Source organism: Jannaschia formosa, assembly GCF_003340555.1.
Classification (GTDB): domain Bacteria; phylum Pseudomonadota; class Alphaproteobacteria; order Rhodobacterales; family Rhodobacteraceae; genus Jannaschia; species Jannaschia formosa.
Genome location: NZ_QPLJ01000007.1, coordinates 180002 through 204860, shown reverse-complemented (window position 1 = coordinate 204860; position 24859 = coordinate 180002). Strand labels below are relative to the sequence as shown.

22 protein-coding genes and 1 pseudogene are annotated in these 24859 nt (G+C 64.7%); 11 read left to right on the top strand and 12 right to left on the bottom strand.

What is annotated here, in order from left to right; all coding sequences use genetic code 11:
* From DR046_RS10275 to DR046_RS10260, 5 genes are all read right to left on the bottom strand, one after another.
* Positions 1-1275, bottom strand: a 1275-nt coding sequence (locus DR046_RS10275; protein WP_167767047.1) for a DEAD/DEAH box helicase family protein, incomplete at its 3' end; no start/stop codon positions are given.
* A 15-nt stretch (positions 1276-1290) separates the two neighbouring features.
* Positions 1291-2460 carry a restriction endonuclease subunit S gene (locus DR046_RS10270; RefSeq protein ID WP_115382286.1) on the bottom strand — a complete coding sequence of 390 codons (1170 nt, stop codon included), beginning with the start codon at positions 2458-2460 and terminating at the stop codon, positions 1291-1293.
* The gene (locus DR046_RS10265) at positions 2457-3398 is read right to left on the bottom strand and encodes a GIY-YIG nuclease family protein (RefSeq protein WP_115382285.1); all 942 of its coding nucleotides are present in this window, start codon (positions 3396-3398) and stop codon (positions 2457-2459) included. The genes DR046_RS10270 and DR046_RS10265 overlap by 4 nt, the downstream gene beginning before the upstream one ends.
* A 64-nt stretch (positions 3399-3462) precedes the next feature.
* Positions 3463-4032: a hypothetical protein gene (locus DR046_RS23250; protein ID WP_135227287.1), complete on the bottom strand. Its 570-nt coding sequence runs from the start codon at positions 4030-4032 to the stop codon at positions 3463-3465.
* The gene (locus DR046_RS10260; protein ID WP_115382284.1) at positions 4029-5624 is read right to left on the bottom strand and encodes an HsdM family class I SAM-dependent methyltransferase; all 1596 of its coding nucleotides are present in this window, start codon (positions 5622-5624) and stop codon (positions 4029-4031) included. Before DR046_RS10260 ends, DR046_RS23250 begins: the two co-directional genes overlap by 4 nt.
* Positions 5625-6355: 731 nt before the next feature.
* Here DR046_RS10260 and DR046_RS25020 point away from each other — a divergent pair.
* Together DR046_RS25020 and DR046_RS23245 are read left to right on the top strand one after the other, a co-directional pair.
* Positions 6356-6502: pseudogene (locus DR046_RS25020) on the top strand (IS5/IS1182 family transposase); the annotation flags it as partial.
* Between the two features lie 332 nt (positions 6503-6834).
* Positions 6835-7902 (top strand): hypothetical protein, encoded by a 1068-nt coding sequence (locus DR046_RS23245; RefSeq protein WP_135227286.1) that lies wholly within the window; start codon positions 6835-6837, stop codon positions 7900-7902.
* Positions 7903-8438: 536 nt separating this feature from the next.
* Here DR046_RS23245 and DR046_RS10245 read toward each other — a convergent pair.
* Positions 8439-9314: an oxygenase MpaB family protein gene (locus DR046_RS10245; RefSeq protein ID WP_115382282.1), complete on the bottom strand. Its 876-nt coding sequence runs from the start codon at positions 9312-9314 to the stop codon at positions 8439-8441.
* Positions 9315-9558: 244 nt separating this feature from the next.
* On the opposite strand from DR046_RS10245, the gene DR046_RS10240 reads away from it, so the two are divergent.
* The 5 genes from DR046_RS10240 to DR046_RS10215 all read left to right on the top strand — a co-directional run bounded on the left by DR046_RS10240 (position 9559) and on the right by DR046_RS10215 (position 16115).
* Complete coding sequence (locus DR046_RS10240; protein WP_115382281.1) at positions 9559-10131, top strand: transposase; 573 nt, start codon at positions 9559-9561, stop codon at positions 10129-10131.
* A 572-nt stretch (positions 10132-10703) separates the two neighbouring features.
* A complete protein-coding gene (locus DR046_RS10235) occupies positions 10704-11393 on the top strand; it encodes a hypothetical protein (protein ID WP_135227285.1) in 690 nt (229 codons plus the stop codon).
* A complete protein-coding gene (locus tag DR046_RS10225; RefSeq protein ID WP_135227284.1) occupies positions 11390-13633 on the top strand; it encodes a TnsB C-terminal domain-containing protein in 2244 nt (747 codons plus the stop codon). Before DR046_RS10235 ends, DR046_RS10225 begins: the two co-directional genes overlap by 4 nt.
* A complete protein-coding gene (locus DR046_RS10220) occupies positions 13630-14631 on the top strand; it encodes a TniB family NTP-binding protein (protein WP_115382277.1) in 1002 nt (333 codons plus the stop codon). The genes DR046_RS10225 and DR046_RS10220 overlap by 4 nt, the downstream gene beginning before the upstream one ends.
* Positions 14619-16115, top strand: a complete 1497-nt coding sequence (locus DR046_RS10215; protein WP_115382276.1) for a TniQ family protein — start codon at positions 14619-14621, stop codon at positions 16113-16115. The genes DR046_RS10220 and DR046_RS10215 overlap by 13 nt, the downstream gene beginning before the upstream one ends.
* A gap of 528 nt (positions 16116-16643) precedes the next feature.
* Here the strand turns inward: DR046_RS10215 and DR046_RS10210 are convergent.
* Positions 16644-16919: a GlsB/YeaQ/YmgE family stress response membrane protein gene (locus DR046_RS10210; RefSeq protein ID WP_115382275.1), complete on the bottom strand. Its 276-nt coding sequence runs from the start codon at positions 16917-16919 to the stop codon at positions 16644-16646.
* Between the two features lie 154 nt (positions 16920-17073).
* Here DR046_RS10210 and DR046_RS10205 point away from each other — a divergent pair, with 154 nt between their 5' ends.
* On the top strand, positions 17074-17775 hold the full coding sequence (locus DR046_RS10205; protein ID WP_115382274.1) for a hypothetical protein: 702 nt from the start codon (positions 17074-17076) through the stop codon (positions 17773-17775).
* A gap of 3 nt (positions 17776-17778) precedes the next feature.
* On the opposite strand, the gene DR046_RS10200 is transcribed toward DR046_RS10205, so the two are convergent.
* The 4 genes from DR046_RS10200 to dacB are packed head-to-tail and all read right to left on the bottom strand — an operon-like array spanning position 17779 to position 20728.
* Entirely contained in the window at positions 17779-18243 is a 465-nt protein-coding gene (locus tag DR046_RS10200) for a DUF427 domain-containing protein (protein ID WP_115382273.1), read from the bottom strand.
* A complete protein-coding gene (locus DR046_RS10195) occupies positions 18240-18785 on the bottom strand; it encodes a hemerythrin domain-containing protein (RefSeq protein ID WP_115382272.1) in 546 nt (181 codons plus the stop codon). The genes DR046_RS10200 and DR046_RS10195 overlap by 4 nt, the downstream gene beginning before the upstream one ends.
* Before the next feature lie 27 nt (positions 18786-18812).
* Positions 18813-19277, bottom strand: a complete 465-nt coding sequence (locus DR046_RS10190) for a TrmH family RNA methyltransferase (protein ID WP_115382271.1) — start codon at positions 19275-19277, stop codon at positions 18813-18815.
* Complete coding sequence (gene dacB, locus DR046_RS10185; RefSeq protein ID WP_245190897.1) at positions 19274-20728, bottom strand: D-alanyl-D-alanine carboxypeptidase/D-alanyl-D-alanine endopeptidase; 1455 nt, start codon at positions 20726-20728, stop codon at positions 19274-19276. Before dacB ends, DR046_RS10190 begins: the two co-directional genes overlap by 4 nt.
* 103 nt (positions 20729-20831) lie before the next feature.
* On the opposite strand from dacB, the gene DR046_RS10180 reads away from it, so the two are divergent.
* The gene (locus tag DR046_RS10180; protein WP_115382270.1) at positions 20832-21671 is read left to right on the top strand and encodes a DMT family transporter; all 840 of its coding nucleotides are present in this window, start codon (positions 20832-20834) and stop codon (positions 21669-21671) included.
* A 7-nt stretch (positions 21672-21678) separates the two neighbouring features.
* Here the strand turns inward: DR046_RS10180 and DR046_RS10175 are convergent, their stop codons facing one another.
* Positions 21679-22278 (bottom strand): nicotinate-nucleotide adenylyltransferase, encoded by a 600-nt coding sequence (locus DR046_RS10175; RefSeq protein WP_115382269.1) that lies wholly within the window; start codon positions 22276-22278, stop codon positions 21679-21681.
* A 98-nt stretch (positions 22279-22376) separates the two neighbouring features.
* On the opposite strand from DR046_RS10175, the gene DR046_RS10170 reads away from it, so the two are divergent.
* Positions 22377-22991 (top strand): TetR/AcrR family transcriptional regulator, encoded by a 615-nt coding sequence (locus DR046_RS10170; protein ID WP_115382268.1) that lies wholly within the window; start codon positions 22377-22379, stop codon positions 22989-22991.
* Between the two features lie 83 nt (positions 22992-23074).
* Positions 23075-24730, top strand: coding sequence for an energy-dependent translational throttle protein EttA (ettA, locus tag DR046_RS10165; RefSeq protein WP_115382267.1), 1656 nt, complete (start codon positions 23075-23077; stop codon positions 24728-24730).
* Positions 24731-24859 lie beyond the last annotated feature (129 nt).

Genomic DNA, 24859 nt, shown 5'->3' with positions numbered 1-24859 from the left:
CAGATGCGTGGCGAAGGCGGTGCGCGCCTGTCGGACGAGGCTGATCCTGTCCGCGAGGAACAGCGCCCGCTTCACGAGGCCGGCGCGGACCATCATGTCGACCAGCGCGACCACGGTGCGGGTCTTGCCTGTCCCGGTCGCCATCACCAGCAGCGCCTTGCGGGAGCCGCCGTCGAAATGCTCGGCGATGCGCGCGAGGGCCCGGGTCTGGTAGGGGCGGCCGGCGATGGCCGCCTTGGGCGTCTGGGTGGCAAGCGGCTTCGCATCGTCCCGCCGGGCGATCATCTCGCCCAACTCCGTCGCTGTCTTAAAGCCCCCCAGGCGACGGGGCGGGATCTTGCGGGCGTCGTCCCAGATCCAATGCTCGTAGCCGTTGGTGTAGAAGATCACCGGCCGGCGGCCGTGCATCACCTCCAGCGCGTCGGCATAGAGCTCCGCCTGCCGTTTGCCGTCGGCGGGGTCCCGGCAGGTGCGCTTGGCTTCGACCACGGCAAGGGGCAGACCATCCGCGCCCCAGAGGACGTAGTCGGCGAAGCCATGAACCTGTTCGTTCGGCATCGGCTCGACGCGATACTCCAGATCGTGACCGTCCTTCAGGTCCGTCCAGCCCGCCTCGGCGAGCAGCAGGTCGATGAAGCGCGTCCGCGTTTCCGCCTCGTTGTAGTCGTGCGGATCGGCGGTCTGCTCGGCGCGCGCCTTGGCGACCTCGGAGCGCTTGGCCTTCAGCTCCTCGTTGAGACTGGCGTACCGCGCGCGCAGGTCCTCGAGCTCTTCGGTGCGCTTCTCCAGCTCCTGATCCGTCGTCTCGATCTTCCGGCGCGCCTCGCGGATCAGGTCAGCGCGGACGGTCAGCGGGGCGGGGTCGAAGTCGTTGGGTTCGGGCGGCTTCTGGCGCTTCCCATAGGTTCGGCCGAACCAGTGCATGACATGATGCAGCTCCTCCACCGCCTGCCGCGCGCCCTGGACCTTCAGGACCGCCCCCTCATGGGCGGCCTTGTTGCGGACGAGGTTCACGAACCGCGCCTTGGCGTGGACCTTGGTGCCCGTGATCATGCGCAGGTCGGGGTCGTTGATCATCCGGCTTGCGCCGGGCTGGGCCGGGGGAGTCAGGCCCGCGTCATGGGCGAAGGCCCAGCCGAGCGCCAGCTCCACCGCCTTGCCCGCCAGGATCGCCGCCGCCTCGGGCTCCGACATCGCCAGCCGTTCTGCCGAGGTCGCGGCGGCGTGGACGGCCGGAAAGTCTGGTTCGAGATGGGCGAAGTTGCTGGCGGTCACTGTGCTGTCCCGGGGTCAGAGGGCTCCGGCGAAGGCGCGGGATTGGAGGGAGGCGAAGAGGGTTTCGAGTTGGGACAGGTGATCCATCAGAGTTGCCCGCCGTTCACCGATCTGCGCGCATTGCTTCGCATAGCTTTCCTGCTTGGATTCGGGAGCCAAAAGGATAGGAATAGACTGCATCTCCTTCGCGTTGATATTCGCCATCCCGACAATGTTCTTGGCCATGTTGCGCAAGACTTTCTTTCCATGCGGACTGTTCAGATACCCGGCAACATATTCCGGCCGGTTTCCGTTGCTCACGCGGGCCCTGACAAGATATCCGGCGAACGCGTATCGCTCTTCTTCCATGAAAATGGCCGTCTTACCTACAAGGTCGGCGCTGTTGGTTCGATTGAATAGGATATCCCCTTTCCGCACAGTGTGCTTCGGGATGTCTTTATCCGGCAGGTCTATTCTCTTCAGATCAGCGAGATCCATCCGGCCCTGAGAGGTGATATTCCCCATGCGCAGGATCGGAAGCGCGCCCTCATCGCCCGCCTTGTTGCTCGTGCCATACCGAACGTCGTCGAGGAGATCTCCGATTGTACCCGCCTCGTAACCGTATCGGTTCGTGCTGGGGTCCCCGAACATCTCCGCGAAGATCGCGCCCGGGAGGGTGTCGAGCAGGGCGAGGGCCTCGCGGCGGCGGCGGCGCAGGGCGTCGGCCGCATCCAGTATCCCCGCAATCCGCCGCTGCTCGTCGAGGGGCGGGAGGGGGATTTCGGTGTCTCTGATGATGTTCTGGCTAATATTTGGCTGCGCTCCTCCGGCACCGCGGCGGATCAGCGATGGCTTCAAGTATTCGAGAAATATCCGGATGAAGTCGGTGGAGATGCGATCATCCTTTGGCCGAATATTACAAACTGCCTGATTGGTCGCAGCACGAATACCCAAAGTTGCTGTTTTTCCGATTGATGCACCATACATAGCCAGAAGGATGCACCCGGGCTCGAGGAGCTTTGCTGAGGACTTCTTGAGCCCCTCCTCCGAGATGGTTTCTTCGGTTGACGTGATGATATCACTCAGAAGTTCCCCAGATTTCACCCAAGGGATACCTCCGCCGTAATACGCACTGTTAGTTCGGCTCGGAGTCCCGCCGCTTCCAGTATCGCAGACCTCTCCCAAGGCGACCATGGGCCAGCTCATTCCGCAGCCTCCTGTTTCGCCGCCTGCGCCTGCTGCCAGTCGTGATAGGTCTGGCTCGCGCCCTTCACCTTCCACTCCAGCCGCCCGTTGCTGTGCCGATCCAACACGACCGCCGCCGCTGCCGAGGGACTGGTAAAGGACCAAGGTCTCGTAAATCGCAGCTTCGCCGGTTCCTGTGCGCCCTCTTGTGGAACGAGGATGCCGTCGGCGAGCAGCCTGTCCTTGGTCGCCTTCGCCGTATCATGTTGGACGTATCCGGTGCCGGTCAGCACCTCGGACCCTTCCAGCACGATGAATTCGCCCTCTTCCTCGACCGCCGTGGCCTGCACGCCGCTCTTGTGGCGGATCTCGAACTGGACCTCGTTCGAGATGCTGGGAGAGGTCGGGCCTGCCGCGGTGCTGACTGCCTTGGGCTGCGGCTTCAGCATGTCCAGCCCGATCACTGGCAGGATGATCCGGAGGTTGGCGAGGAACTGCTCCATGTTGGCGATGTCGGCCTCGGGCAGGCGGCGCCGGCTGGTGTCGGGATGCGTGCCGTTGTCGAGCGTCACCCGCCCGGCCTTGGCCGTCTGCTCGATCAGCCGCGCCTCGAGATACTCGGCATGCCCCTTGGACATGTCGTCGTCGCTGGTGGTGACGGTGATGGCGGTCTCCCAGAAATCCCGTTTCAGGGCGCTCTGCCTGATCCGCTCCGCGACGGAGTTGCCTGACCCGATGTAGACGCGCGTGCTGCCCGCCTTGTCGGGGTCAGGGCCGGAGAGGATGTACACGCCGGTGCGGTCCACCTCGTCGCGCGCGGTGAGGTCGCCAAAGGCCGAGGCCCCAGAGACGAAGAGCAGCCCGGTCCAGCCATGGATTGACGCCTTGCGCAGGCCGGTCGGCTTGCCGTCCACCAGGAAGAGCTGGATCGTGCGGCCGAAGGTTTCGCCAGTGCTCATCTTTCCTTCGACGTCCTGGTCGATCGCCGAGCGCGTGTGGGTTCTCGTCTCAATGCAGGATTCATCATCTGGATCTCAGCGCTTGCCCGAGCGGAGTCGTCTCCACCTCATCACCGATTGCACGGTGATAGATCAGGGCCAGAAGGTCATGCCGCTTCTCAAGCTGGATCTGAACCTGCTCGGCGAGAGCGGCCTTCCGCTTCTGGTCAGTTGTTTCCGCCCGTTGGGATCTCCAAGCCTCAATTTTTTCAGCGGTTGCAAAGTACGTTGCCATCAGTTCACCGTCAGAGATCTTGAGAAACTCTAGGCTGCTCTTCCGCTTGAGCCAAGGGTGTGACAGGATAGTAGGAGCTGTTTTCTGGCCGCTAAGTATCTTCTTCTTCGGTTTCACCTTCGCAGAATTATAGCTGTTCTTCCTAGACTTGCCCAGTCGCCTTGCCTCACTGCGGAGCGCCTTGAAGACAGCGGCGGGATCAGAAGTGCCCGATCTTCCGGGTTTGAAGACGGCTAAGAATTCGGCGACGAAAGTCGCTGCATCCGCGGCGCCCATCGCATCAAGCCTTTTGTCTTCACGGTATTTCGAAGGCGACCTATCTGGCTTGTAGTGAGGGTCGTAATAACCGCGAAATTTCATTCAGCAGCCTCTTTCACGGAGTTCTCGGCGAGCATCGCCTCCAGCTCGTCGAGACCGTCGAAGATCTCCCGCTCCATCTCGCGCAGGCGCGACAGGATCTCGGCCGGCGGCTCATGCTCGACGGCGTCATGTTCGATCTCTCGGTAGCGGTTCAGGCTGAGGTCGTAGCCCGCCGCGGCGATCTCTCCCTTTGGCACGACGAAGCTGCGGGCCGTGCGGGGCCGTTCCGTCTCGGCGCCCTCCCGTTCCCGCCACCGGGCCAAGGCATCAGGCAGGTCGTTCAGCGCCGCCTCGGCCTCGGTCAGCTCTGCCCAAGGGCCGATCTTGTCCTCGGGCACCAGCAGGTTGCGCTTGTCGTCGAGGCTGAGCCCGTCCGCGTGGAGATCATAGAACCACACGCCCTCGGTGCCGCCGGAGTCGGTGCGCTGGAAGAGCAGGATCGCGGTCGAGACCCCGGCATAGGGCCGGAACACGCCGGCGGGCAGCTTGACCACCCCTTGCAGCTGCTGGTCCTCGATCAGCATGCGGCGCACCTCCTTGTGCGCCTTGTTCGACCCGAAGAGGACGCCATCCGGCACGACCACGGCCGCCCGTCCCCCGCGCTTCAGGAGCCGCAGGAACAGCGCCAGGAACAGAAGCTCGGTCTTGCGGGTGTTGACGATGCGGGTGAGGTCTCTGGCCACCGCCTCGGTGTCCAGAGAGCCGGCGAAAGGCGGATTGGCGAGGATGAGCGAGTAGGCCTCGGCCTCGTCGCCATGCTCCTCGGTCAGGGAGTCCCGGTAGAGGATCGCAGCGTCCTCGAAGCCGTGGAGCGCCATGTTCATGGCACCAAGGCGGAGCATGGTCCCGTCGAAGTCATGGCCATGGAACATCGCGCTCTCGACGTGCAGGCGCGCCTCCGGGTCGGTCCAGGCCCCGGGGTCGTTCTTCCGGAGATATTCGGCTGCTCCGACCAGGAAGCCGGCCGTGCCACAAGCCGGATCGCAGATCACGTCATCTCGGCGCGGTTCGGTCATGGCGACCATGAGCTCGATAATATGCCGGGGCGTACGGAACTGACCGTTCTGCCCCGCCGATGCGACCTTCGAGAGCATGTATTCGTAGAGATCGCCCTTGGTGTCCCGCTTCTCCATCGGCAGGTCGGTGAGCAGATCAACGACCTTCGCGAGCAGCCGCCCGGTAGGGATCTCGTAACGTGCGCTCGCCATGTGCTTGCGCAGCGGAGCGCCGTCGGAGCCGAGGCGGCGCAGGAAGGGTATCAGGTGGTTCTCTGCCGCCTCCTGCATGTCGGCCGGTGCAAGGGTGGCGAAGCGCGCCCACCTCAAGTCGGTGAACGGACGGCCATCTGCGACCTTTTCCCCGTTCTCGCCCACGATGGGGATGCCGTCATGGCCATCTGGGAAGAGGTTGCGTTCTATCGCCGTGCCGCGCGCCCGTGCCTGGCGCTCTGCCCGGGTCTGCGTTTCGTCGAGCCCCTTGAGGAAGAGCAGAAGGGTCAGCTGTTCCATCACCGTGGCCGGGTTCGACAGGCCGCCGGTCCACATGGCGTTCCAGATTGCGTCGACCCTGGATCTGATTTCGCCTGTGATCATGGTGATCTTCCTATTTAATCCGACCGCTCTCGGCGGGCGACGAGTGTTGCCTGCAAGCTTTATGTCATTCCAACGCTTCATGGGAGGCGTGCTTGGACGCTCGGAGGAATGCAAGCGACTCCTTGGCACGTTCAGGCGTTGCACAAGGTCCGGTCATGACCACCCAAGCGGCGCTGCGATGAAAGCTGCGTTGGGGGTCCGTGCTTAAGGCTTTGGCTGGGCTGCCGTGATGGACGGTGGCGATCGAAGGAGACAGACGACCGGGCGAAAATATGGTTTTTGGGATCAAGAGCGAGGAGAAACAGGATGCTGCGGCGGTGTTCCGGGTGCACAAGCTTCTGATCCGGTAGCGTTCGCAGACGATCATCCGATCGCGCCGACGTCCCTCCTCTGGCGTGATGCTCGGCCACTTCGCCGCATCTGGCAAAGGTGGTCTCTCAAGGGCTTGGACCGAGCGGCGCCTGGCCGAGGACGCCCGCTACGTCCGCCCCGAGGGTCTGGCGTTCAAGCAATTCCGCCGCAACTACTCCGACCGGAGCCGGAGCCCGACCGGGAACGGCACGGCTCGCTATCGGGCGTTGAAGGAGATCTGCCAAGCCTGTCCGCCGAAAGCGAAGTGCTGCCCCAACGCCGAAGCCGCAAGATCACCCGAGAGTAGCAGAGGACGCCCGCGCGATCGTCAAGACCGACGCCTACGTAACTTCGATGCGGCTCAGGAAGAAGGCCGAGCGCTCTTCGCCCACCTCAAGCGGATCCTCGGCCTGGGACGCCTTCGACCATGCGGCGCCAGCGACGAATTTTTCCTCGCCGCCACGGCTCAGAACCTCAGGAAGCTGGCGAAGATCTTCCCTTGCCCGCCGAAGCCGACAACGCCCTGATCGGCAAAGGCACCCGATCACGATCTGCGCCGCCTCGCTGCGTCTGCAAGCGCCTAGTCTCCACAGAATGGGCGGAGAGCAGACGCTCGCTGCGCCAGGCATGAAGGTCCGCAAATTGCAGAGCTACCAAGGCTAAGTTGTCAACCGTTGCGGCGCCTATGGAGGTGCCCGGCCCGCTGCTTCAATGGGCGCGGCTCTTGATACCGGTCGCTCACTACGATAGCGGTATCGTGCCCTCGACGCACCGATTGCATCCATAACGTAACGCTTTAGCGCTTTCCGATGGCGGATCTAAGGACGGGTGAATATATTCCGCTTGGAGGCATCTGCAAATGGATAAGGAACGAGAAACTTTCTTCGGCTTGCGTTTTGAGCCAAGGCATGACGGCGAAAGCGCTCATGTGCTTCCAGTGCAGAATCTCGTTCAAGCTTTAGAGGGATTGCAGCGCACCATCTATCTCGTCGCCATGATGAAGGAAGGGCGAGAGGTTAAAACGCGAGCTCGAGTGACACGCGATATCGAAGAGCGCTTTCAGCTGCATTGCGAAATCCCAGAACAAGGTAGCTACTACCAGCCGACCTTCATTGCGGAAAGAGGTCAAAGCCTTTTCAGTCCAGATGAAGCGAGAGAAGTGGCTCAAATAACTCGAGACTTATTTGGTTCGATTACGACTGGAGATGAGTCGGACTTCAAGAGGGCGGTTGTGGATTCTGCTTTCCGCGCGCCAATTATTGCATCGCTTGGAAAGATGTTTGGCAGCCAAGGAGGGCACTATCGCCTTTCTGTTGAAGACCAAGCGGGCAATGTGATCGCTGATAGCGTCTCTGCGACTGATGCACTGGAACAGCTGCGGCAGGCACGATTGACGCCGGGGACCCATTCAATCGTTACAGGATATTTCAATAAGGTTGACTTTAAGGAGCGCAAGCTCTCCTTGCTCATACCGGACACAGGACGTTCAATTAGCTGTCTGTATGAGGAAGATATTGAGGCTGCACTTCTCGAAAATGCGCGAGACCTTATTCAAGTCGTTGGGACCATTGAGCTCGACGAAGACGGAAATCCGCAGAGAATTACGGATGTTCAGGAAGTGCATCCAGTTAACACAGATGATATCGATCTTATTGAACTTATCCCACATTATCTCAAAGCCAGCCAATTAAATAATCTACAAATCAAGGTGGAGATGAGCGAGGATAAGCAGACTTACTTTGCGAAGCTGGATGATCTTGGTATTGATCATGCAGCATATACTCGCGCTGATCTTATTGAGTCATTGGAAGCTGAGCTTGATTTCTTGTGGAAAAACGTAGCCCAGGAAGACGACGATAACCTCGCACCAAAGGCTCGCTTGCTCAAAGCAGAGCTTAGAAGATTGTTTAAGGAAATTTCTGAATGAATTTGGAGCGCTCCAAAGTGCAGGAGAATCTTCCTAAAAAGGGTTTTGTCGAGCAAGACGACCGGAAGCATATTTTCTATCATCTATATTACGGAGGGAAGAAGACTCATATACGAACCCACGTCAGCCATGGAAGCAAATACAAGACGCTGGGTGATGATCTTGTTTCCAAAATGGCTAAACAGTGTAAGCTAACTGCCAAGAACTTCAGGGGTCTCGCAGAATGCACCCTGTCCCACGACGCCTACGTCAAGCTCCTCCAGGAGGCGGGAGAAGTATAACCAAGGTTTGCTGAAAAGAGCGGCCAAGCTGACGTTGATGCAGGCTGGGCCGCGTCTTTTCCTTCGTTGATACGGCAGCATGATCACGATGCTGCCAATGCAAATGGCCGAAATGGGATGGCATCGGTCATACCCTGCGCCCGGCACGAACGTCTGCTCAGGGCCGGCTGTTATCGTCCAGGGCCTCTTCGAGATCCACGAGGGGCGGTTGCCGCACGCGGCAGCGCTTTTCCCGGTATCCAAGCAGTCGTCCTCTCACCGGAAGGTGCCCAGACGTTCGATCTCGTAGCCGCCGGGATAGGTCGGACGGGGGATCTGCGTCAGGAGGCGCGGTCGCCGGCGGAGGGGCAGGCCGCGCAACAGCCGGGCACGCAGGCGCAACGCGGCCCGCAACACGCGCCCCAGCCAGATCGGTGACGGGGGGAAGCCCATGGACTCGCGCAGGGGCGGGTCGAGGAAGGCATGCACCATAGGGCGGCCGAGCAGCACCAAGGGGCGCGGCAGGTAGAAGCCGAGCAGCAGATCGCGTGTCACCTCGGAGATCCGGCGGTTGGTGTCGGCGTAGCGGAAGTGCTCCGCCTCATAGGCCACGTTGTCGTTCGTCATCTCTTCGAGGTCATCCGGAATGCCCACGATCCCCATCCTCTCGCCCAGGCCACGGTAGTAGAGGAACCAGGCTCGCCGCTCGCGCGCGGTCAGCGGGCGGCGGCCAAAGCGGTCTAGCCAGCGGATCGGCTCGCAGACGAAGGTCGACAGCACATAACGCATGTCGGCGTTCGAGATCCGGTAGCGGCCGTGCATGGCGTTCATCCGGGCGATGGCGCGCCGCCCGCGATCGCTGTCCAGCCCGTGCTCGATCGCCTCGCAGAGGATCAGCTCGGTATCATCGTAGCGCTTGCGCGGCCGGGCCTCGAACTCCCTGGTGCGCGCCAGTAGGCCGGAGATCGAGGGCACGGCGTAGGTGCGGAAGAGGGCAAACTCCAGCGCGCGCTCGATGTCCCACGAGAACTCGTAGGCGTAGAGGAGCCTGGCGATCTCCTCGAACTCCGTCTCGGGGTCGAGCGCGGCGATCCGGTCCGCGACCGACTTGCTGCGGGTTGGCTTCCAGTCCGGGGACTGCGGGGAAGTCATGGCGGTCGGTCTCCGTTCGGGGACGCTGCTTCCGATAGGGGACGGTATCGGACGGCTAGGCAATCCTGTGATCGACTGCGAACGCCATGACAGCCTGAGGAAGAGATCACTATGAAAAGATCACCGGCGTTGGACGCGGCACGTCGAAGGCCTGCCTCGGCACAATGGGCCTACCTCCCCGTCCAGTGCCGTTGTGCGATGGAAGGCTGGACTTTCGATTGTCGTTTCTGGTCACTCGGCATCCATGACCGCGTTTGCCAATCTCGAACTTCGCATCTACTGGATGACGCTCTTCGTGAGCCTGCCAGCCGGCGGCGTGCTGAATACATTCCCGACTGAGACGGCCTGCCGCGAGCAGTGGATCGCCGTCCGCTGGCCGTCCGGGGTTCGTTGCGATAAATGCCGATCCGACAGCGTGATCTGGATGGACGAGCGCGATACATATCGATGCCGAGACTGTCGTAGGCAGTTCTCGCCCACGACCGGCACGATTCTTCACCGCTCGCGATTGCCGATTCGGACTTGGTTCCGGACTGCGGAACACCTGATCCGGAAGATTGCGCCGAGAACCGATCTCGCCGTCCCGTCCGATCGTGTCATCGGGGCGACAGTCGGCGTGGATCACACGACGGCGAAGCCCATGAGAAAAACGATCCTCACCGATCTCGCTCCCGGTGGGTGCGGGCTATTCCGAGAGGCGATCTGCCAACGGCCGGTTGGTCCCCCCATCGATGTCGCCACGAATGCGGACCTGCACCTCGACTGGCTCCTCAGTCAGATAGATGTACTGGATTTCCCTTCGACCCGGTTGAGTTAACCCACCACCTTATCCACGAAGGCGTGTGATGACTCGCATTTTCGCGAGATGCATCCCGCATAGGTACTACTCGAACGCGCGGGGCCTCCGCTGGTGAAGGTCGCTCAGCAACATCGTTGCCGAGCGGTCCGACCAACCAACGTGGCGCCCATGCGAAAACGTTCGGACGAGTACGGGTTCGATTTTCGAATATGGTTCAGAAGGTTGAAACGCATCGGAGCCTGTGGAAGCAGATCGTGCCGCGGGTGTTCAAGCCTTCGCGGGACGAACCGAACGAACGAGAAGAGGAGACAAACCGCCAGGAAGAGGGACAAAAGAAAAGACCCCGCCGTTTGCACCAGCGAGGCCTTTCGACCGGAACGAACCAGCCAACTTCTCTCGGGGACGTGTAGCATTTCCACGGCTCAGCCGCAACGGGGATGCGATCGCGATCCTTCGTCCAGTCATCCCCCACAGCACGCCTCACCCCGAAGAGCGTCGTCGCACGCTCGACCGCCTCATTATCCCATACCGCATGCTGGTGTGGGTCTTCCAAACATGCCGTCCCGCTGAAGGGAGCGGCACCTGAAAACGTGACAAGAATGACCGGAAATAACAACAAGACCTACTTCCGTCCGCCCATCCTTCCAAGCCGAGCCATGCGGCCGATCCCAAAGAGTTCCCGGGCCCATTTCGTCGGGGAGACGACCTTCTGGCGCGATGGGTGCTGGCAGGTTCTAGGGTTCGGCAGCCTGCTCGAGTATCGGGCGGCCATCCTCGCGTTCGCCCAGCCGAACTTCCACGATCTCGAAGAGCAGATCGGTCCGATTGCCCTTCGGTTACCTAACGGAAAGACGAAGAAGCACTTCCTCGATTACAGGCTGACGACGATTTACGGCCAGCGGATCGGGCTGTCGGTGAAGCCGTACCGCAGGGCGACCAGAAGTGACTTCAAGGCTGAGATGAAGGCTCTGCGCCATGCTGGAACGCCTGCATTCTTCGATCGGCTCTGCGTCGTGACGGAACGCAACCAAGATCCGGTCAGGCTCGCAAACGCACATCTGTTTCATGATGCCCGCGAGGCCGAACCCGATCTCGATGCCGACGTCCTGGCTGAACTCCTTCGGGGGCCCAGGACGGTCTGCATCTCCGAAGCTGTCCGTCGCTCCGACTACGGTGGGCGGTCGTTCTTCCCGATCGTCCGCAACATCAGGGCGGGCAACCTTTCCGTACCTCCGCGTGCCCGTATTGGCGGGGAAACCATGCTGGAGGTCGCCGCATGACCCCTCAACGCTACTCAGGCGGAACGCACGATCTGCTCGCGGAAAACGACCGCTTCCGCCTGAAGGATCGCGAGGGGCAGGTCGTGGAGATCAACGCAAACGGATACCTCGTCAAGTGGGAGCCGCCGCTGGACGATCCGGGTCGCTTCGAACTCGGTATCCTCTCGCGCGAGACGACCATGAACGCCAACTCCTTCGGCCGCCTTGTTGTCCTCGAGCGCCCAGACGAAGCCAGGCCTACTGACACCGGCGACGGGCGGATCAACCGGTCCTGCAAGGAACTCAGTCGAGAGAAGAATGTCCGCGCCCATTGCGTAGCCGCTGCCCAACTCATTCAAAAAGGAAGGCTGAGGGACGCTCGTTCAGACTTCGTGGAGAAGCGCAAGCTCATTTCCAAGCGGGCGAGGAAAATCTACTCCTGTTGGGAGGAGGTCGATAAACCGCAGAAGCCGGTAAAGCGGCGCAGCGGCACCATGATCCCCCACGTCCCGCTGGAAACGGTATGTGGTTTCCAGACCGTGACCAACGGGCGATGGATCTTCAACAAGTACCGACTCTACGCAGAGGACCAGAAGAAGAAGGTTGAGGGTCAGGCTCCTGACGTTCTCTTCGACAACTACAGGAACTGCGGCCACGCCCCGTACCATTGCGACGAGGTGATGGACATCATCTGCGCCGTGGTCAGCATCAAGCTGGATGAGGAGCGGGTCACGGCGGGAAAGATCGTCGAAAGCGTCAGGGCGGTGATCCGACAGCAGAACTCCCTGCGGCTTGAAGACTTCGAACGCGGGCTGGCCCTGAAGGAGCCCGGCTATGCAGCGGTCCGGAACGTCATCCACGCGATCGCGCCCGTCGAGCATGCGATACGCACGCGCGGCAAGAAGGCTGCCTTGTCAGGCATGCATAGCGTAGGTTGCGGGGTGGTGACGAATCGCGTGCTCCAACGCGTCGAGATCGATGAATGCAAATGCGACCTCATGATCCTCCTCACTGCTCTCGGTCTTTACGCCAATCTGACCGACGACGAGAAGAAGGCTCTGGGCCTCGATGGACGGCGGCGCCGGGTCATCATCTCGATGGCGATCGATGTGCATACGCGCAGCATTGTGGGTCTCAAGATCGTACCGGAGGGCGCAGCGAACCCGCTCCGGGACACGATCGAGATGATCTACCTCGACAAGAAGCCGATCACGGACGCTCTCGGATGTCAGAGGTCCTGGGTTCAAGGCGGCAAGACATCCGCGATCGTGCTGGACCGCGGTGCGAAGTATATCACGGACGAAGCTTATCAGGTCCTTGCCTCACTGCGCATCTGCAACCTCGGCGCCCCTGCCGGGAAGGCTTGGCTCAGGCCCTTCATCGAACGGGTCTTCCGCACGTTGAACGAGAAGTTCGTCACCTACTTCTCCGGCCGGACGTTCTCCAATGTGGTGAAGCGCGGCGAAAACGACGCGGCGGCGCGCGCATCAGTGACGCTTGAAGATTTCTGTTTCTGGCTCGTCCGTTGGATCGTGGACCTCTACCACGAGACGCCTCACGAAGGCCTCGACTGGATAACGCCGAACCAGGCCTGGGAGCAGGCCACGTCCCTCCATCGCCCCGTCCAGTTCACGAGCGCGGAGATGCGCAAGCATTTTGGGACGAGGATCGGAACCTACAAGGTACGCCAGAACGGGATCACGGTCGGCCCGATCGTCTACATGGACGAGGACTTCGCCAGGCTGCGTCTGGAACGCCGTCTCGATGCCGCCGAGGTGATCTACTGGGAAGGGGACGTAGGGGGCATCGAAGTCAAGATCGGCCACAACGAGTGGACCTTCATCTGCGCGCGCGACGAAAAATGGATTGGTGCCACGCATTCCGACGTGAAGGCCTACGTTGCGCGCAAGAAGGCTGCCTTGGCGGCATCCCGGCCGATCCGGGAGGCAGGCATCCGTGATCTCGATGGCGAAGGTCAACGTCTCAGGGTGCTGCATCAACTATCTGCCCCGCGCATGTCGGAAGAGCAGCTTCGCGCCAACATCGAGGACTTCTCGCGGTTCGCAACCACGGCCGCCGGCCGCTACGACGCTCCCGACTATGACGACTTCCTCGATGGGGAAATCGGGGACGACGACGATGACATCGTCGACATGACCGTGGACTCTCCAGTGCGCCGATCTGGCGCGACCACCGCTCCCACCCGGCCTGCATCCCCGAAACAGAACGCGGCGCTTTCTGACGACGACCTTATGGAATGAAGATGATGACTGATCTGACACCTGCCAAGAAACGGGGCGGCGATCTCGCCTCAGCCGACATCGCCGCCAAGATCGCATGGCTTGAGGCGCGCTATCTCAAGACCGCGCGGGATGCGACTTTCCACGACTATCTTCGTGAAATCATGGAAGTCGGGCCTGACGGCGCAATTCTGCCCCGACCAGCGCGCGACCCGTTGACTGACGAGTGCCGCGGCATCGCCCTGGTCGGCAATTCCGACGAAGGCAAGTCGACCCTCCTCCGCCGAAATCTTGCCCAGCTTCCCGGGTTCCGAGGAATGGCATCTGGCGAAGATGGCGGAAACTATATTCTCCAGCCGGTGCCACAGGACGCGACGGAGAAAGGGCTGGGGATCGAGTTGGCCAGGACGACCTCGTATCCGGGCTTCGCGGCACGGACCACGTCCTACGACGTCTGGAAGGTGGCCACGACGAGGATGCGTAACCTCGAGGTCGGTCTTCTGGTCATCGACGAGGCCCACCACATTCTTCGGTCAGGCGCGGGCCGAGACCGCAAGGGAGCCCTGCAATCGCTGAAGTCGCTCCTGCAAGGGGATGCATCAATCGCGGTTATCCTCGCGGGGGTTCCAGCTCTGGAAGACGCGTTGATGGAGGATCGGGAAACCGATCGCCGCTTCATCAAGTTGAGGCTCGACCGGATCGCCATGAACGGCGACGAGATGGATCGGCTCAGGCTGTTTCTCGACAGGTGCTGCACGAGCCTCGGCTTGAATTTTCCGGAGGACCGATCCTTCGCGGACCGGATCGCGTTCGGATGCGGAGGCAACCTGGGAGGATCGGTCAAGCTCGCCAAGACCGTCCTTCGGCGGGCGATCATGGCGGGAGCAAGGGAAATCGATCTTCCATCAGCGGCGCAGGCTCTCAGGATGATGCGCGGCACCTCCGGGGATGGTCCTTTTGCATTCGGGGACTGGGCGGCCATCCGGAAGGACCTTGAGGCGCAGGGATGGGCGAGTTGATGGCCTGTCTCCTCCCCCATATTCCTGTGCAACCGGACGAGACCCTGAACTCGTTCCTCGCCCGGCTCGCCTCGTTCCATACGGGGATGGGACCGAACCGGATTCTGGCCGACCTTGGGATCAACAAGGTCGCTCTCCTCCGCGGCGAGGCCCAGTCACTGGATGCGCTTTCACAGGCCACATGCGTGGACTCCAGATGTCTGAGCGACGGGCTGATCGTAGTACGTCAACGAGACGTCCTTTTCAGAGGACAGCAGGCCGCCAAGACAAGCCTGTCGCCAACGGTCAAGGCGTTCTGCCCGGATTGCGTGGCAGCCGACGGCGCGCCTCACGAACGTCGGCATCGCATCCTTTGGTGCTTTTCCGACGTGCGCTGGTGTCCGGTCCATGGTCGCCGGCTCTCCGAACATTCCGGCGATCCGTCGACGGGCCTCCCTTGCGTCGCACTTTCGAAGGGCGCGGCCGGTCCTCCGGAGGTCGGTGCGCCGCCGAAGTTCGTGTCCTTCGTGGAGAACCGGCTTCGCGGAACGGCGCTGGACGGATCGGCATGGATCGATACGCAATCGATCGACCAGGTCCTGACCGCGTCGGCGATGCTCGGCGGCGTCCTCGAACACGGTCACGATGTCCGACTGAATCGGATTTCGCCAGATCAGAGGGAAGCTGCGGTGGAGCGCGGTTACCGGATCATGGCAGGTGGACGCGCAGCCATCGTCGAGGCGCTGACCGAGATCCGTTCCGCTTCGACTGCGACCGCCGTCCAGGCGGGACCGCTTGCAATGTACGGCAGTCTTTACGACTGGCTGGACCGACGCGCCAACCTCATCGATCCGGGTCCGATCCGAGACGCCCTCCGCGACCATATCGTCGAGCATTCCGCCGTCGAAACGGGAGAGACAATCTTGGGGGAGGAGGTCAAACGACGCCAATTTTACTCCCTCCAAAGCCTTGCGGACAGCATGGGGCTTGACCGCCGACGCTTGTCTCGCTTGTTGCAGAAGCTCGGGCACATCCCGGCGGGAGCGACGGATGCCGAAAGTGGGCGGCTCGTTTTCCCCGCTGACGCGATGGAGGAGTTCTGTTCGGACTGGCGGAACGCCATCCTGCTCCACGATGTGCCCGACTACATCGGGGCGTCGAAGCGTCTGACCCACGCCTTGTATGCGGCGGGCGTTCTTGAACCTCTTGTTCCTGCGGATGAGCCCGGCGCCGTCCGGAAGGTAGTTTTCTCTCAGCGGAGCCTCGATCGGTTGCTTGGCAGGATCGCGGTGCTGCCAATCGCGGAAGGGGAGATAGAAGATCATCGCCTCATGACCGTCGTCGAGGCAGGCCAGCGTGGTTTCGGTCTAGCTGTCGAACTCGCTTCCTGTGTCCTCACAGGTTGCATGCCCGCGTATCGCAAGCCGGGCGAACCCCGGTTGGACCGCATCTTGATCCCAGTCGGTTCCGAAGCCGGTGCTTCCCCGCCGATAGTCGTCGCCTAACATCCTTCGATCGCAAATCAGGGCCCGCTCCGACGGGCCTTTTCCTTTTTCATATATGGGACTTGCAGTTAGGTTTAGGCCGGCCTGATCCTTACGCGCGTTCGGCCCGATCTAAGGTCGAGTCCCGTTACCGTCGCCTTGATTTCTTTGACGTATCTTGCAGGTTTGGCCAGTCCTTAACTCGAAGGTACAGCGGCGCCTTCGAGCGAAGGACGGGCCAAACGCGACACAGGACCAACGTTCGGCTGCGCATCAGGAGATCCTCGCCAGCCTGCGCGAACCGGACGGTGAAGTGGGCGGGTTTGCCGGGGACGCGGGGGCGGCAAGAGGACAGCGTGCCCGCAGCCCGCCCGGGTCCGGTCAGGGCCTCGGAAGTTTCCATCGAGTCGGGAAATCCCGAAAAGCGGTCCCTGAAAGGCGAGGCCCGGCAAAGCCCCTTCGGGCCGATACAACCGGCCGGCCCGTGGACGAACCGTCACCGCGGGGCGGGCATGGCCATGTCCGCCTCCGCGATCGGATGTCCCGCTCTCATACTCTCCGCGACAGCGCCCGCACCAGGGCCACCACGATCGCCGCGCCGACGAGCCCCACGAAAGCCACCAGCAGCAGCCCTCCGGCGGCGAGCACCGTGACGCCCAGCGCAGCCAGGATGAACGGCGTCGCCATCGCGGCGATGGCTCCGATAAGCCCGTAGACCAGCGCGCTCCGCCCCGTCAGCTTCCCGGCCAGCAGGCCCACTACCAGCCCGACCAGGGCCAGGATCACCAGGGCCGTGATGCCCAGTCCCTCGAAGAAACCTTCCATGTCATCCTCCTCGCGCAGCGCGCCTTGACGGAAGACGAACCCCGCTGGCCCCCTTTCGGGTCCAACGCCGCCGATGACCGGCCCGAAATCCCGCAGACCCGTCTTCGGTCTTCTTGTTAACTCATCGTTAACCCTCCGCCCCGCTTCATGGGCCATGCGCGGGCTTCTGCTCCTGTCGTTCCTCCTCCTGCCGTTCGCGGCCGGACCGGCCCCGGCCGGTCCCTGGCCGCGGCCGGTCGGGGAGACCTATGTCTTCTCAGGCCACGAGGGGGGGACAGAAGGCTGGACCAGCCTCTATCTGGAGACCGGCCTGCCCCGGGACCTGACCCTCGGGCTGGACGCGGGCGGGCATGTCACCGCGCTCGCCACCGGCGACCCGGATCAGGAGGTCGACGGGCGCATCCGGGCCTTCCTGCGCTTTCCGGTCCTCTCCGCGCCCGACCGCCGCGCTGCGCGGCCCGCTTGGGCGGAGCCTTGGCTCGCGGCCATCGAGATCGGGATCGGCCCCGACATCGAGAAGGACGGCGACACGCCCCTGCGCTACGGCGCGGCGCTGACGCTGGGCCGCCCGCTGGACACGCGGTTCGGCCCCGGCTGGACGGTTCTGGACCTGCGCGCGACCCTCGGAGGGTCGCGCCCGGCGCGGGTCAACCTGGGCTATGTCGCGGGCGTCAAGCCGACCGACCGGATGGTTCTGGAGCTGGGCCTCTTCGCCGAGCACGAGGCGGAAACCTCCTGGGCCATTGCGCCGACGATGGAGTACAAGATCGGCGCTTTCGGCGGCGCGCGGCTGGGGGTCTCGGTCAAGGACGGAGGCGAGACGCTGCTGCGCCTCGGCTGGGCCCGCACATTCTGAGTCTCACCAGCCCTCGGTGCCGGGGGCGCCCTTGATCCGGCCGGTCAGGTTCGACGTGACCCAGCCGCCGTAGAGATTGCCGGGCTGCGGAGTCACGACCTCGCCGCCGACGCGGACCTCGTCCATCGCGTGGGCGTAGATCGCGAGGTGGTCGCGCAGCTCCGCGAAGCGCGGCGTGGGGCTCGGGTAGTCCCAGGCGCAGCGCGGCGCGACGGTGCCGCCCGCCTCCAGCGTCCAGTAGCGCGCAGCGCCCTTCCATTCGCAGAAGCTGCTGCCCTTCGCCGGGGTCAGCGTGGCGCCGATGGCATCGCGCGGGAGGTAGTAGGTCGGCGCGTGATGGGTCTCGAGAACGCGCAGCGCCCGGTCCGTGTCGACGATCCGCTTCCCGCCCAGCCAGACCTGGATGCGCTCGGCCACCGGCTCCAGCGCGGGCGGGCGCGGATAGTCCTGCACGCATTCGGGCGTCATCCCAGCCGGCCTTCTCCGACCTTCAGGATGACCGGGACGACGACGTCCTCCTCGTCGGTCAGGTGCCGGTCGAGGAAACGGTCCATCCGGTCGAGCCGGGCCTCCAGCGCCGCGGCCCCGGCCTTGCGCTGAAGCAGCCCGTTTGCGTCGCGGGCGAAGCCGTCGAGTTCCTCGTGGAGCTGGTGGTGATCGGCGTCGAGCAGGGCGAAGGCGCGCTCCACCCCCGGAGCGGCGGCGACCATCTTCGGGAAATAGACCTGATCCTCGATCCCGTGATGGCCATGCAGCTCGTTGAGGAACAGCCCGCCGCGCTGGGCCAGAAGCCGGTCATGGGCCTCGGGCGCAAGCGAGCCGTCCGCCCGCGCCGTCGCCTCGGCGCGCAGCTGCGCGAGCAGCCGGCGGAACATGCGGTGGCGGTCCAGCCAGAAGCGGGTCAGCATCCCGAACTCGGGATGCGCCTCCCACTCGGGCCGTTCTGGCCCGCCGACGAGGGCGCGCAGCGCCTCGGGCAGGCTCGTTCTCATGTCGAGTGTGTCGGTCATGACGTCCAGATAGGGTCGCCCCGCGCCTCAGTCGAGCCTTCCGCGCAACGCCAGATAGGCCGCCGCCGTCGCCGCGTTGGCGAGGTTGAGCGACCGGATATGCGGCGACCGCATCGGCAGGCGCAGCGTGGCCCGTCCCGCCAGCACCTGCGCCGGCAGGCCGGTCGTCTCGCGTCCGAAGACGAGGTGGAAATCCTCCGGGAACTCGGTCTCGTAGGCGCTGGCCGCGCCGAAATCCTCCATGAGGAAAAGGGCCTCGGCGCGCGGGGCGCGGCGGGTCAGGAAGTCGTCCCAGTCTTCGAACTCGTGCAGGCGGACATGCTTCCAGTAGTCGAGCCCGGCCCGCCGCACGGTCCTGTCCGACAGCTCGAAGCCGTAGGGCCGGATCAGGCAGAGATCGAGGTCGAGCGCCACGCAGGTCCGGCCGACCGACCCCGTATTGCCGGGGATCTCGGGCTGGTAGAGGACGAGGGCCGGGCGGGACCGGCTCACACGTGGACCTTTTCCCAGCGCTCGATCAGGTCGAACTGAAGGCTGCGCGCGCGCTGGCCCCAGGCGCGCCCGCCCTCCGGCCGCTCCCGCTCGGCGACCGACAACCCGCCCCGGCGATCGAGGTCGGAGCAGAAGGTCGCGAAGGCCAGCGGCCGTCCCGAGCGGGCGTTGAAGTATCCCGCCAGCCCCGAGACGAAGTTCAGCGTGCCCGTCTTGGCCTGGATCGGGATGCGCACATCGCCCTCTATCGTCAGTTCCCGCATCACCGGGCGCAGCCGCGCCATCGCGCCGCGGGCGGTCAGGACCGTCACCATGTCGGCGGCCGAGATGCGGGTCGTGCCGTTCAGACCGGAATGGTCGTCGAAATCGGGCCGCCGCGCGCCCGTCCGCTCCTGCACCCAGTTCGACATGACGTCGCCCGAGGCGTCGAGCGTGCGGGGGACCACGCCCAGCCGGACGGTCGAGGTCAGGCCGAGGATCTCGGCTGTCAGGTTGTTGGAATAGCGCAGCATCGTCCGGGCGACGCGCGTCAGCTCCGCGCTCCGCTCCCGGGCGATGACGGTGCCGTTCGGCGCGGCCCCGATGCGGGCGGCGGCGGGCGCCGTGACCCCGTTGGCGCGGAGCATCGAACGCAGCACGTCGCCCGCATAAAGCGCCGGGTTCCGCACCGGCAGCCAGCGCGAGCCGCTGCCGCCCAGCTGCCCGCGCGCGACGGTCCAGCTGTCGACCTCTCCGTCCCGCTCGTAGGTGTAGACCGGCAGGGAGCGGTCGGCGACGCGCATCCGCGCGGTCGACACCTCGGGCCGGAACCGGTCGGTGCGCGCATCCATCGTCGTGGCATAGCCGCTGCCGTTCCGGCGCCAGGAGAAATGGACGCGGTTGAAGTTCACGTTCACCGCGCCGAGCGCGGGGTTGTAGCCGACATGCTCCGGCTGGGTCCGGTCAATCCGGTCGAAACCCGGAAGCGCGCCGTCGGCGACCAGAAGCCGCCCGGCCACCTCCGTCAGGCCGGCCGCCCGCGCCTGCGCGGCCAGCGCGTTCAGCCCGTCCGTGTCCAGCGCCGGATCGCCGCCCCCGACCAGCACGAGATCGCCGTCGAGTCGCCCGCCCCGGATGGGACCGGTTGCGATCAGCCGGGTCTCGAACTGGAAGCCGCCGCCCAGCGTCTCCAGCGCGTAGAGCGCGGTGACGGCCTTCGCGACCGAGGCGGGCGGTTGCGGGCGGATCGGGTTGTAGGTCTCCAGCACCTCGCCGGTCGCGGCATCGGCCACGACGAAGCCGACCTTGCCGCCCAGCCCCGCCTCGGCGACCAGCGCGTCGGCGGCGGGCGCCGACCGGGCGAGGATGTCGTCGGGCCGCTGCGGCACGCGGACCGAGCGTTCGGGCGCGTTGGCGCAGGCAGGCAGCGCGGCCATGGCCGCGCCGGACATTAGAAAGGACCGTCTCAGCATGTCGGGGCTCACTTCGTCGCAGGTCGGAGCCTTGATGCCCGCGGCGGCGGCCGAAGGAAACCCCGCTCTGGGCGAACCCACGGGAGGGTGATAGCGCAAGCCCATGGATCGCACCCTCCTCGGATCGGTCGCGCTGATGTTCGTGGCCATGTCGTTGATCCCGATGGGGGATACGGCGGGCAAGCTGCTGACCACCGAGCATGGCGTGGTCCCCTTCTTCGTGGCCTTCAGCCGCTTCGCGGTGGGGGCGGCCATGATCTTCGTCTTCACCGGCTTCCGGGTCGAGTGGCGGCTCTACCGCGACTGGCGCGTCTGGCTGCGCGCGGCGCTGGTCGCCGGGGGGATCGCGGCGATCATGACCGCGCTCCGGACCGAGCCCATCGCCACCGTCTTCGGCGCCTTCTTCGTCGGGCCGCTGTTCAGCTACGTGCTGTCGGCGCTGTTCCTCGGCGAGACGGTGACGCGGGTGCAGACGCTGATGCTGCTTGCGGGGTTCGGCGGCGTGCTGCTTGTCGTCCAGCCGGGGACGGGGGGCGCGGGGCTGTGGCTCGCCGTGCTGGCCGGGCTGTTCTATGGCGGCTACCTGACGATGTCGCGCTGGCTGAGGGACCTCGCCGGGCCGCGCCAGCTGATGCTGACGCAGACGGCGCTCGGGACGCTGCTGCTGGCGCCACTTGGTGCGTGGCAGCTGCCGGTCTTCGACGGGACCGTGACCGGGCTGGTGCTCTTCTCGGGGGTGGCTTCGGCCTCAGGCAACCTGCTGCTGGTCGTGGCCTATCGCCGGACGGGTGCCACGATCCTGGCGCCCCTCGTCTATTTCCAGCTGATCTCCGCGACGGTGCTGGGGCTGATCGTCTTCGACACCTTCCCGAAGCCGCTCGCGCTGGTGGGGCTGGCGGTGCTGGTGGCGGCGGGCGTGGGGACCGTCCTGCTGAAGCGCTGAGCCGGCCTCAGGCCCAGCCGCCCCCCGCCCGGATCGCGGTGGAGGAGGCGGCGTGCATCGGAACGTTGACGAAAGCCCAGGCCGGGGGCGTCATCCGTCCCAGGCGGTGGGCCATCGCGGCGGGCACCCGGTGCTGCCGGTAGACGCGGGCCGCGGGCGACATCCGCGCCGCGAGCCGGTCGCCGGGCCGCGCCAGGACGCCGATCGGCACGGCCTCGACGATGCTGCGCCAGTCGTCCCAACGATGAAGCTGCGCCAGATTGTCCGCGCCCATCAGCCAGACGAACCGCACCCCCGGATAGCGTCGCCGCAGCGCGCGGATCGTCTGCGCCGTGTAGCGCATGCCGAGCCGTGCCTCGATGTCCGTGACCACGACCCGGGGATGGCGCATGACCCGGCGTGCATGCTCCATCCGCTGGACCAGCGGCGCGGGACCCCGCGCCTTCAGCGGGTTGCCGGGGCTGACCAGCCACCACACCCGGTCCAGCCCGAAGCGGCGAAGCGCCTCGCGGGTGATGTGGACATGGCCCGCATGGGCGGGGTCGAACGACCCGCCGAGCAGGCCCACGACCTGCCCCGGAACCGCTGTGGGAAAGCCCTGGCGCATGGCGCGCAGCCTTCGCGTGCGGCGCCGCCCGGCGCAAGTCCCGGCTGGACGCCCGGGCGTGCCGGCCATAAGCGTGAACTCCGTTCGAGGAGCCCGCCATGCCCGAGACCCGCCCCGCCACCGCCGACCGGCGCGCCGCGCTGCGCGACCGCCTGATCGAGCTCGCCACGGCGCGGATCGCCGCCGAGGGGCTCGGCGCGCTGAAGGCCCGGACGCTCGCCTCCGAGGCGGGCTGCTCGGTCGGCGCGATCTACAACGTGTTCGGCGATCTCGACGATCTCGTTCTCACGGTCAACGGCGAGACCTTCCGCGCGCTCGGCGCGCATGTGCTGGCCGCCGTCGCCAGGGCCGCGCAGGCCGACCCGACGGAGCGGATGATCGTCATGTCCGAGGCCTATCTCGACTTCGCGACGAGGAACCCACTGCTCTGGCGGGCCCTCTTCGACGTGAAGATGACGACCGAGGGCGCGGTGCCCGAGTGGTATCTCGCCGCGCTCGACCGGCTGCTCGCGATCATCGACGGGCCGCTGGCCGAGGTCTTTCCCCACCTGCCCAAGGCCGAGATCCGGGTGCGGACCCGCGCGCTGTTCTCCTCGGTGCACGGGATCACGCTGCTGGGGCTGGAACGCCGCATCTCGGCGGTCGAGCAGGACCGCCTGTCGGACATGATCCGCTACATCCTGACTTCGGCGACGCGGCCCGGCGCCGCGTGACGGCGGCCCGCATTGCCCCGCGCCTTCGGGGCGCATAAGTCTGCCGCCAACCCGACCCAATCGAATCCGAAGGACGACCCCGCATGGCCAGCTATCAATACGTCTACCACATGGACGGCGTGTCCAAGACCTATGGCGGCGGCAAGAAGGTGTTCGAGAACATCCGCCTGTCCTTCCTGCCCGGCGTCAAGATCGGCGTCGTCGGCGTCAACGGCACCGGCAAGTCGACCCTGATGCGGATCATGGCCGGCCAGGACAAGGACTTCCAGGGCGAGGCCTGGGCCGCCGAAGGCGCCAGGGTCGGCTATCTTCCGCAGGAACCGCAGCTCGACGAAAGCCTGACCGTCCGCGAGAACGTCATGCTGGGCGTGGCCGAAAAGAAGGCGATCCTCGACCGCTACAACGAGCTGGCCATGAACTACTCGGACGAGACCGCCGAGGAGATGGCGCAGCTCCAGGACGAGATCGACAGCAAGAACCTCTGGGATCTGGACGCGCAGATCGACGTGTCGATGGAGGCGCTGCGCTGCCCCCCCGACGAGGCGATGCCCGCCACGCTTTCGGGCGGCGAACGCCGCCGCGTCGCGCTCTGCAAGCTGCTGCTCGAGGCGCCGGACATGCTCCTGCTCGACGAGCCGACGAACCATCTCGACGCCGAGACCATCGCCTGGCTGCAGAAGCACCTCATCGAGTACAAGGGCACGATCCTGATCGTGACCCACGACCGCTATTTCCTCGACGACATCACCGGCTGGATCCTCGAACTGGATCGCGGTCGGGGCATCCCCTACGAGGGCAACTACTCCGCCTGGCTGGAGCAGAAGGCCAAGCGGCTGGAGCAGGAGGCCAAGGAGGACAAGTCGCGCTCCAAGACCCTGGAGCGGGAGCTGGAATGGATCCGCTCCGGCGCGAAGGCGCGGCAGGCCAAGTCCAAGGCCCGGATCAACGCCTACGAGCAGATGGCCTCGCAATCAGAGCGCGAGCGGGTGGGCAAGGCCCAGATCGTCATCCCGAACGGCCCGCGCCTCGGCTCGAAGGTGATCGAGGTCGAGGGGCTGAAGAAGGCCTATGGCGACCGCCTGCTGGTCGAGGACCTGTCCTTCGCCCTGCCCCCCGGCGGCATCGTCGGCGTGATCGGCCCGAACGGCGCGGGCAAGTCCACCCTGTTCCGCATGCTGACCGGGCAGGAGAAGCCCGATTCCGGCACCATCGAATACGGCGACACGGTCAAGCTCAGCTATGTCGACCAGTCCCGCGACGATCTCGACCCGAACGCGACCGTCTGGGAAGCGATCTCAGGCGGGGCCGAGCTGATCAAGCTGGGCGACGCCGAGATCAACTCCCGCGCCTATTGCGGGGCGTTCAACTTCAAGGGCGGCGACCAGCAGAAGAAGGTCGGCCTGCTGTCGGGCGGGGAGCGGAACCGCGTCCACATGGCCCGCCTGTTGAAGGAGGGCGGCAACGTCCTGCTGCTCGACGAGCCGACCAACGACCTCGACGTCGAGACGCTGCGCGCGCTGGAGGACGCCATCGCGGACTTCGCAGGCTGCGCCGTGGTCATCTCGCACGACCGCTTCTTCCTCGACCGGCTCTGCACCCACATCCTCGCCTTCGAAGGCGAGGCCCATGTCGAGTGGTTCGAGGGCAACTTCGAGGCCTACGAGGAAGACAAGGCGCGGCGCCTCGGTCCCGACGCGCTGGAGCCGACGCGGGTGAAATACAAGAAGTTCACCCGCTAGACCGCCGAGAGCCGGCGCCCCGTTGCCGTCCCCCAGGTGGGTCGGCGGCGGCGCGTCATGGCCCCCGCACCGCCGTACCCCCGGTGGCCGACCCGCGGGCAGGTCGGCGGGTGTCCCGGACCGGTCCCG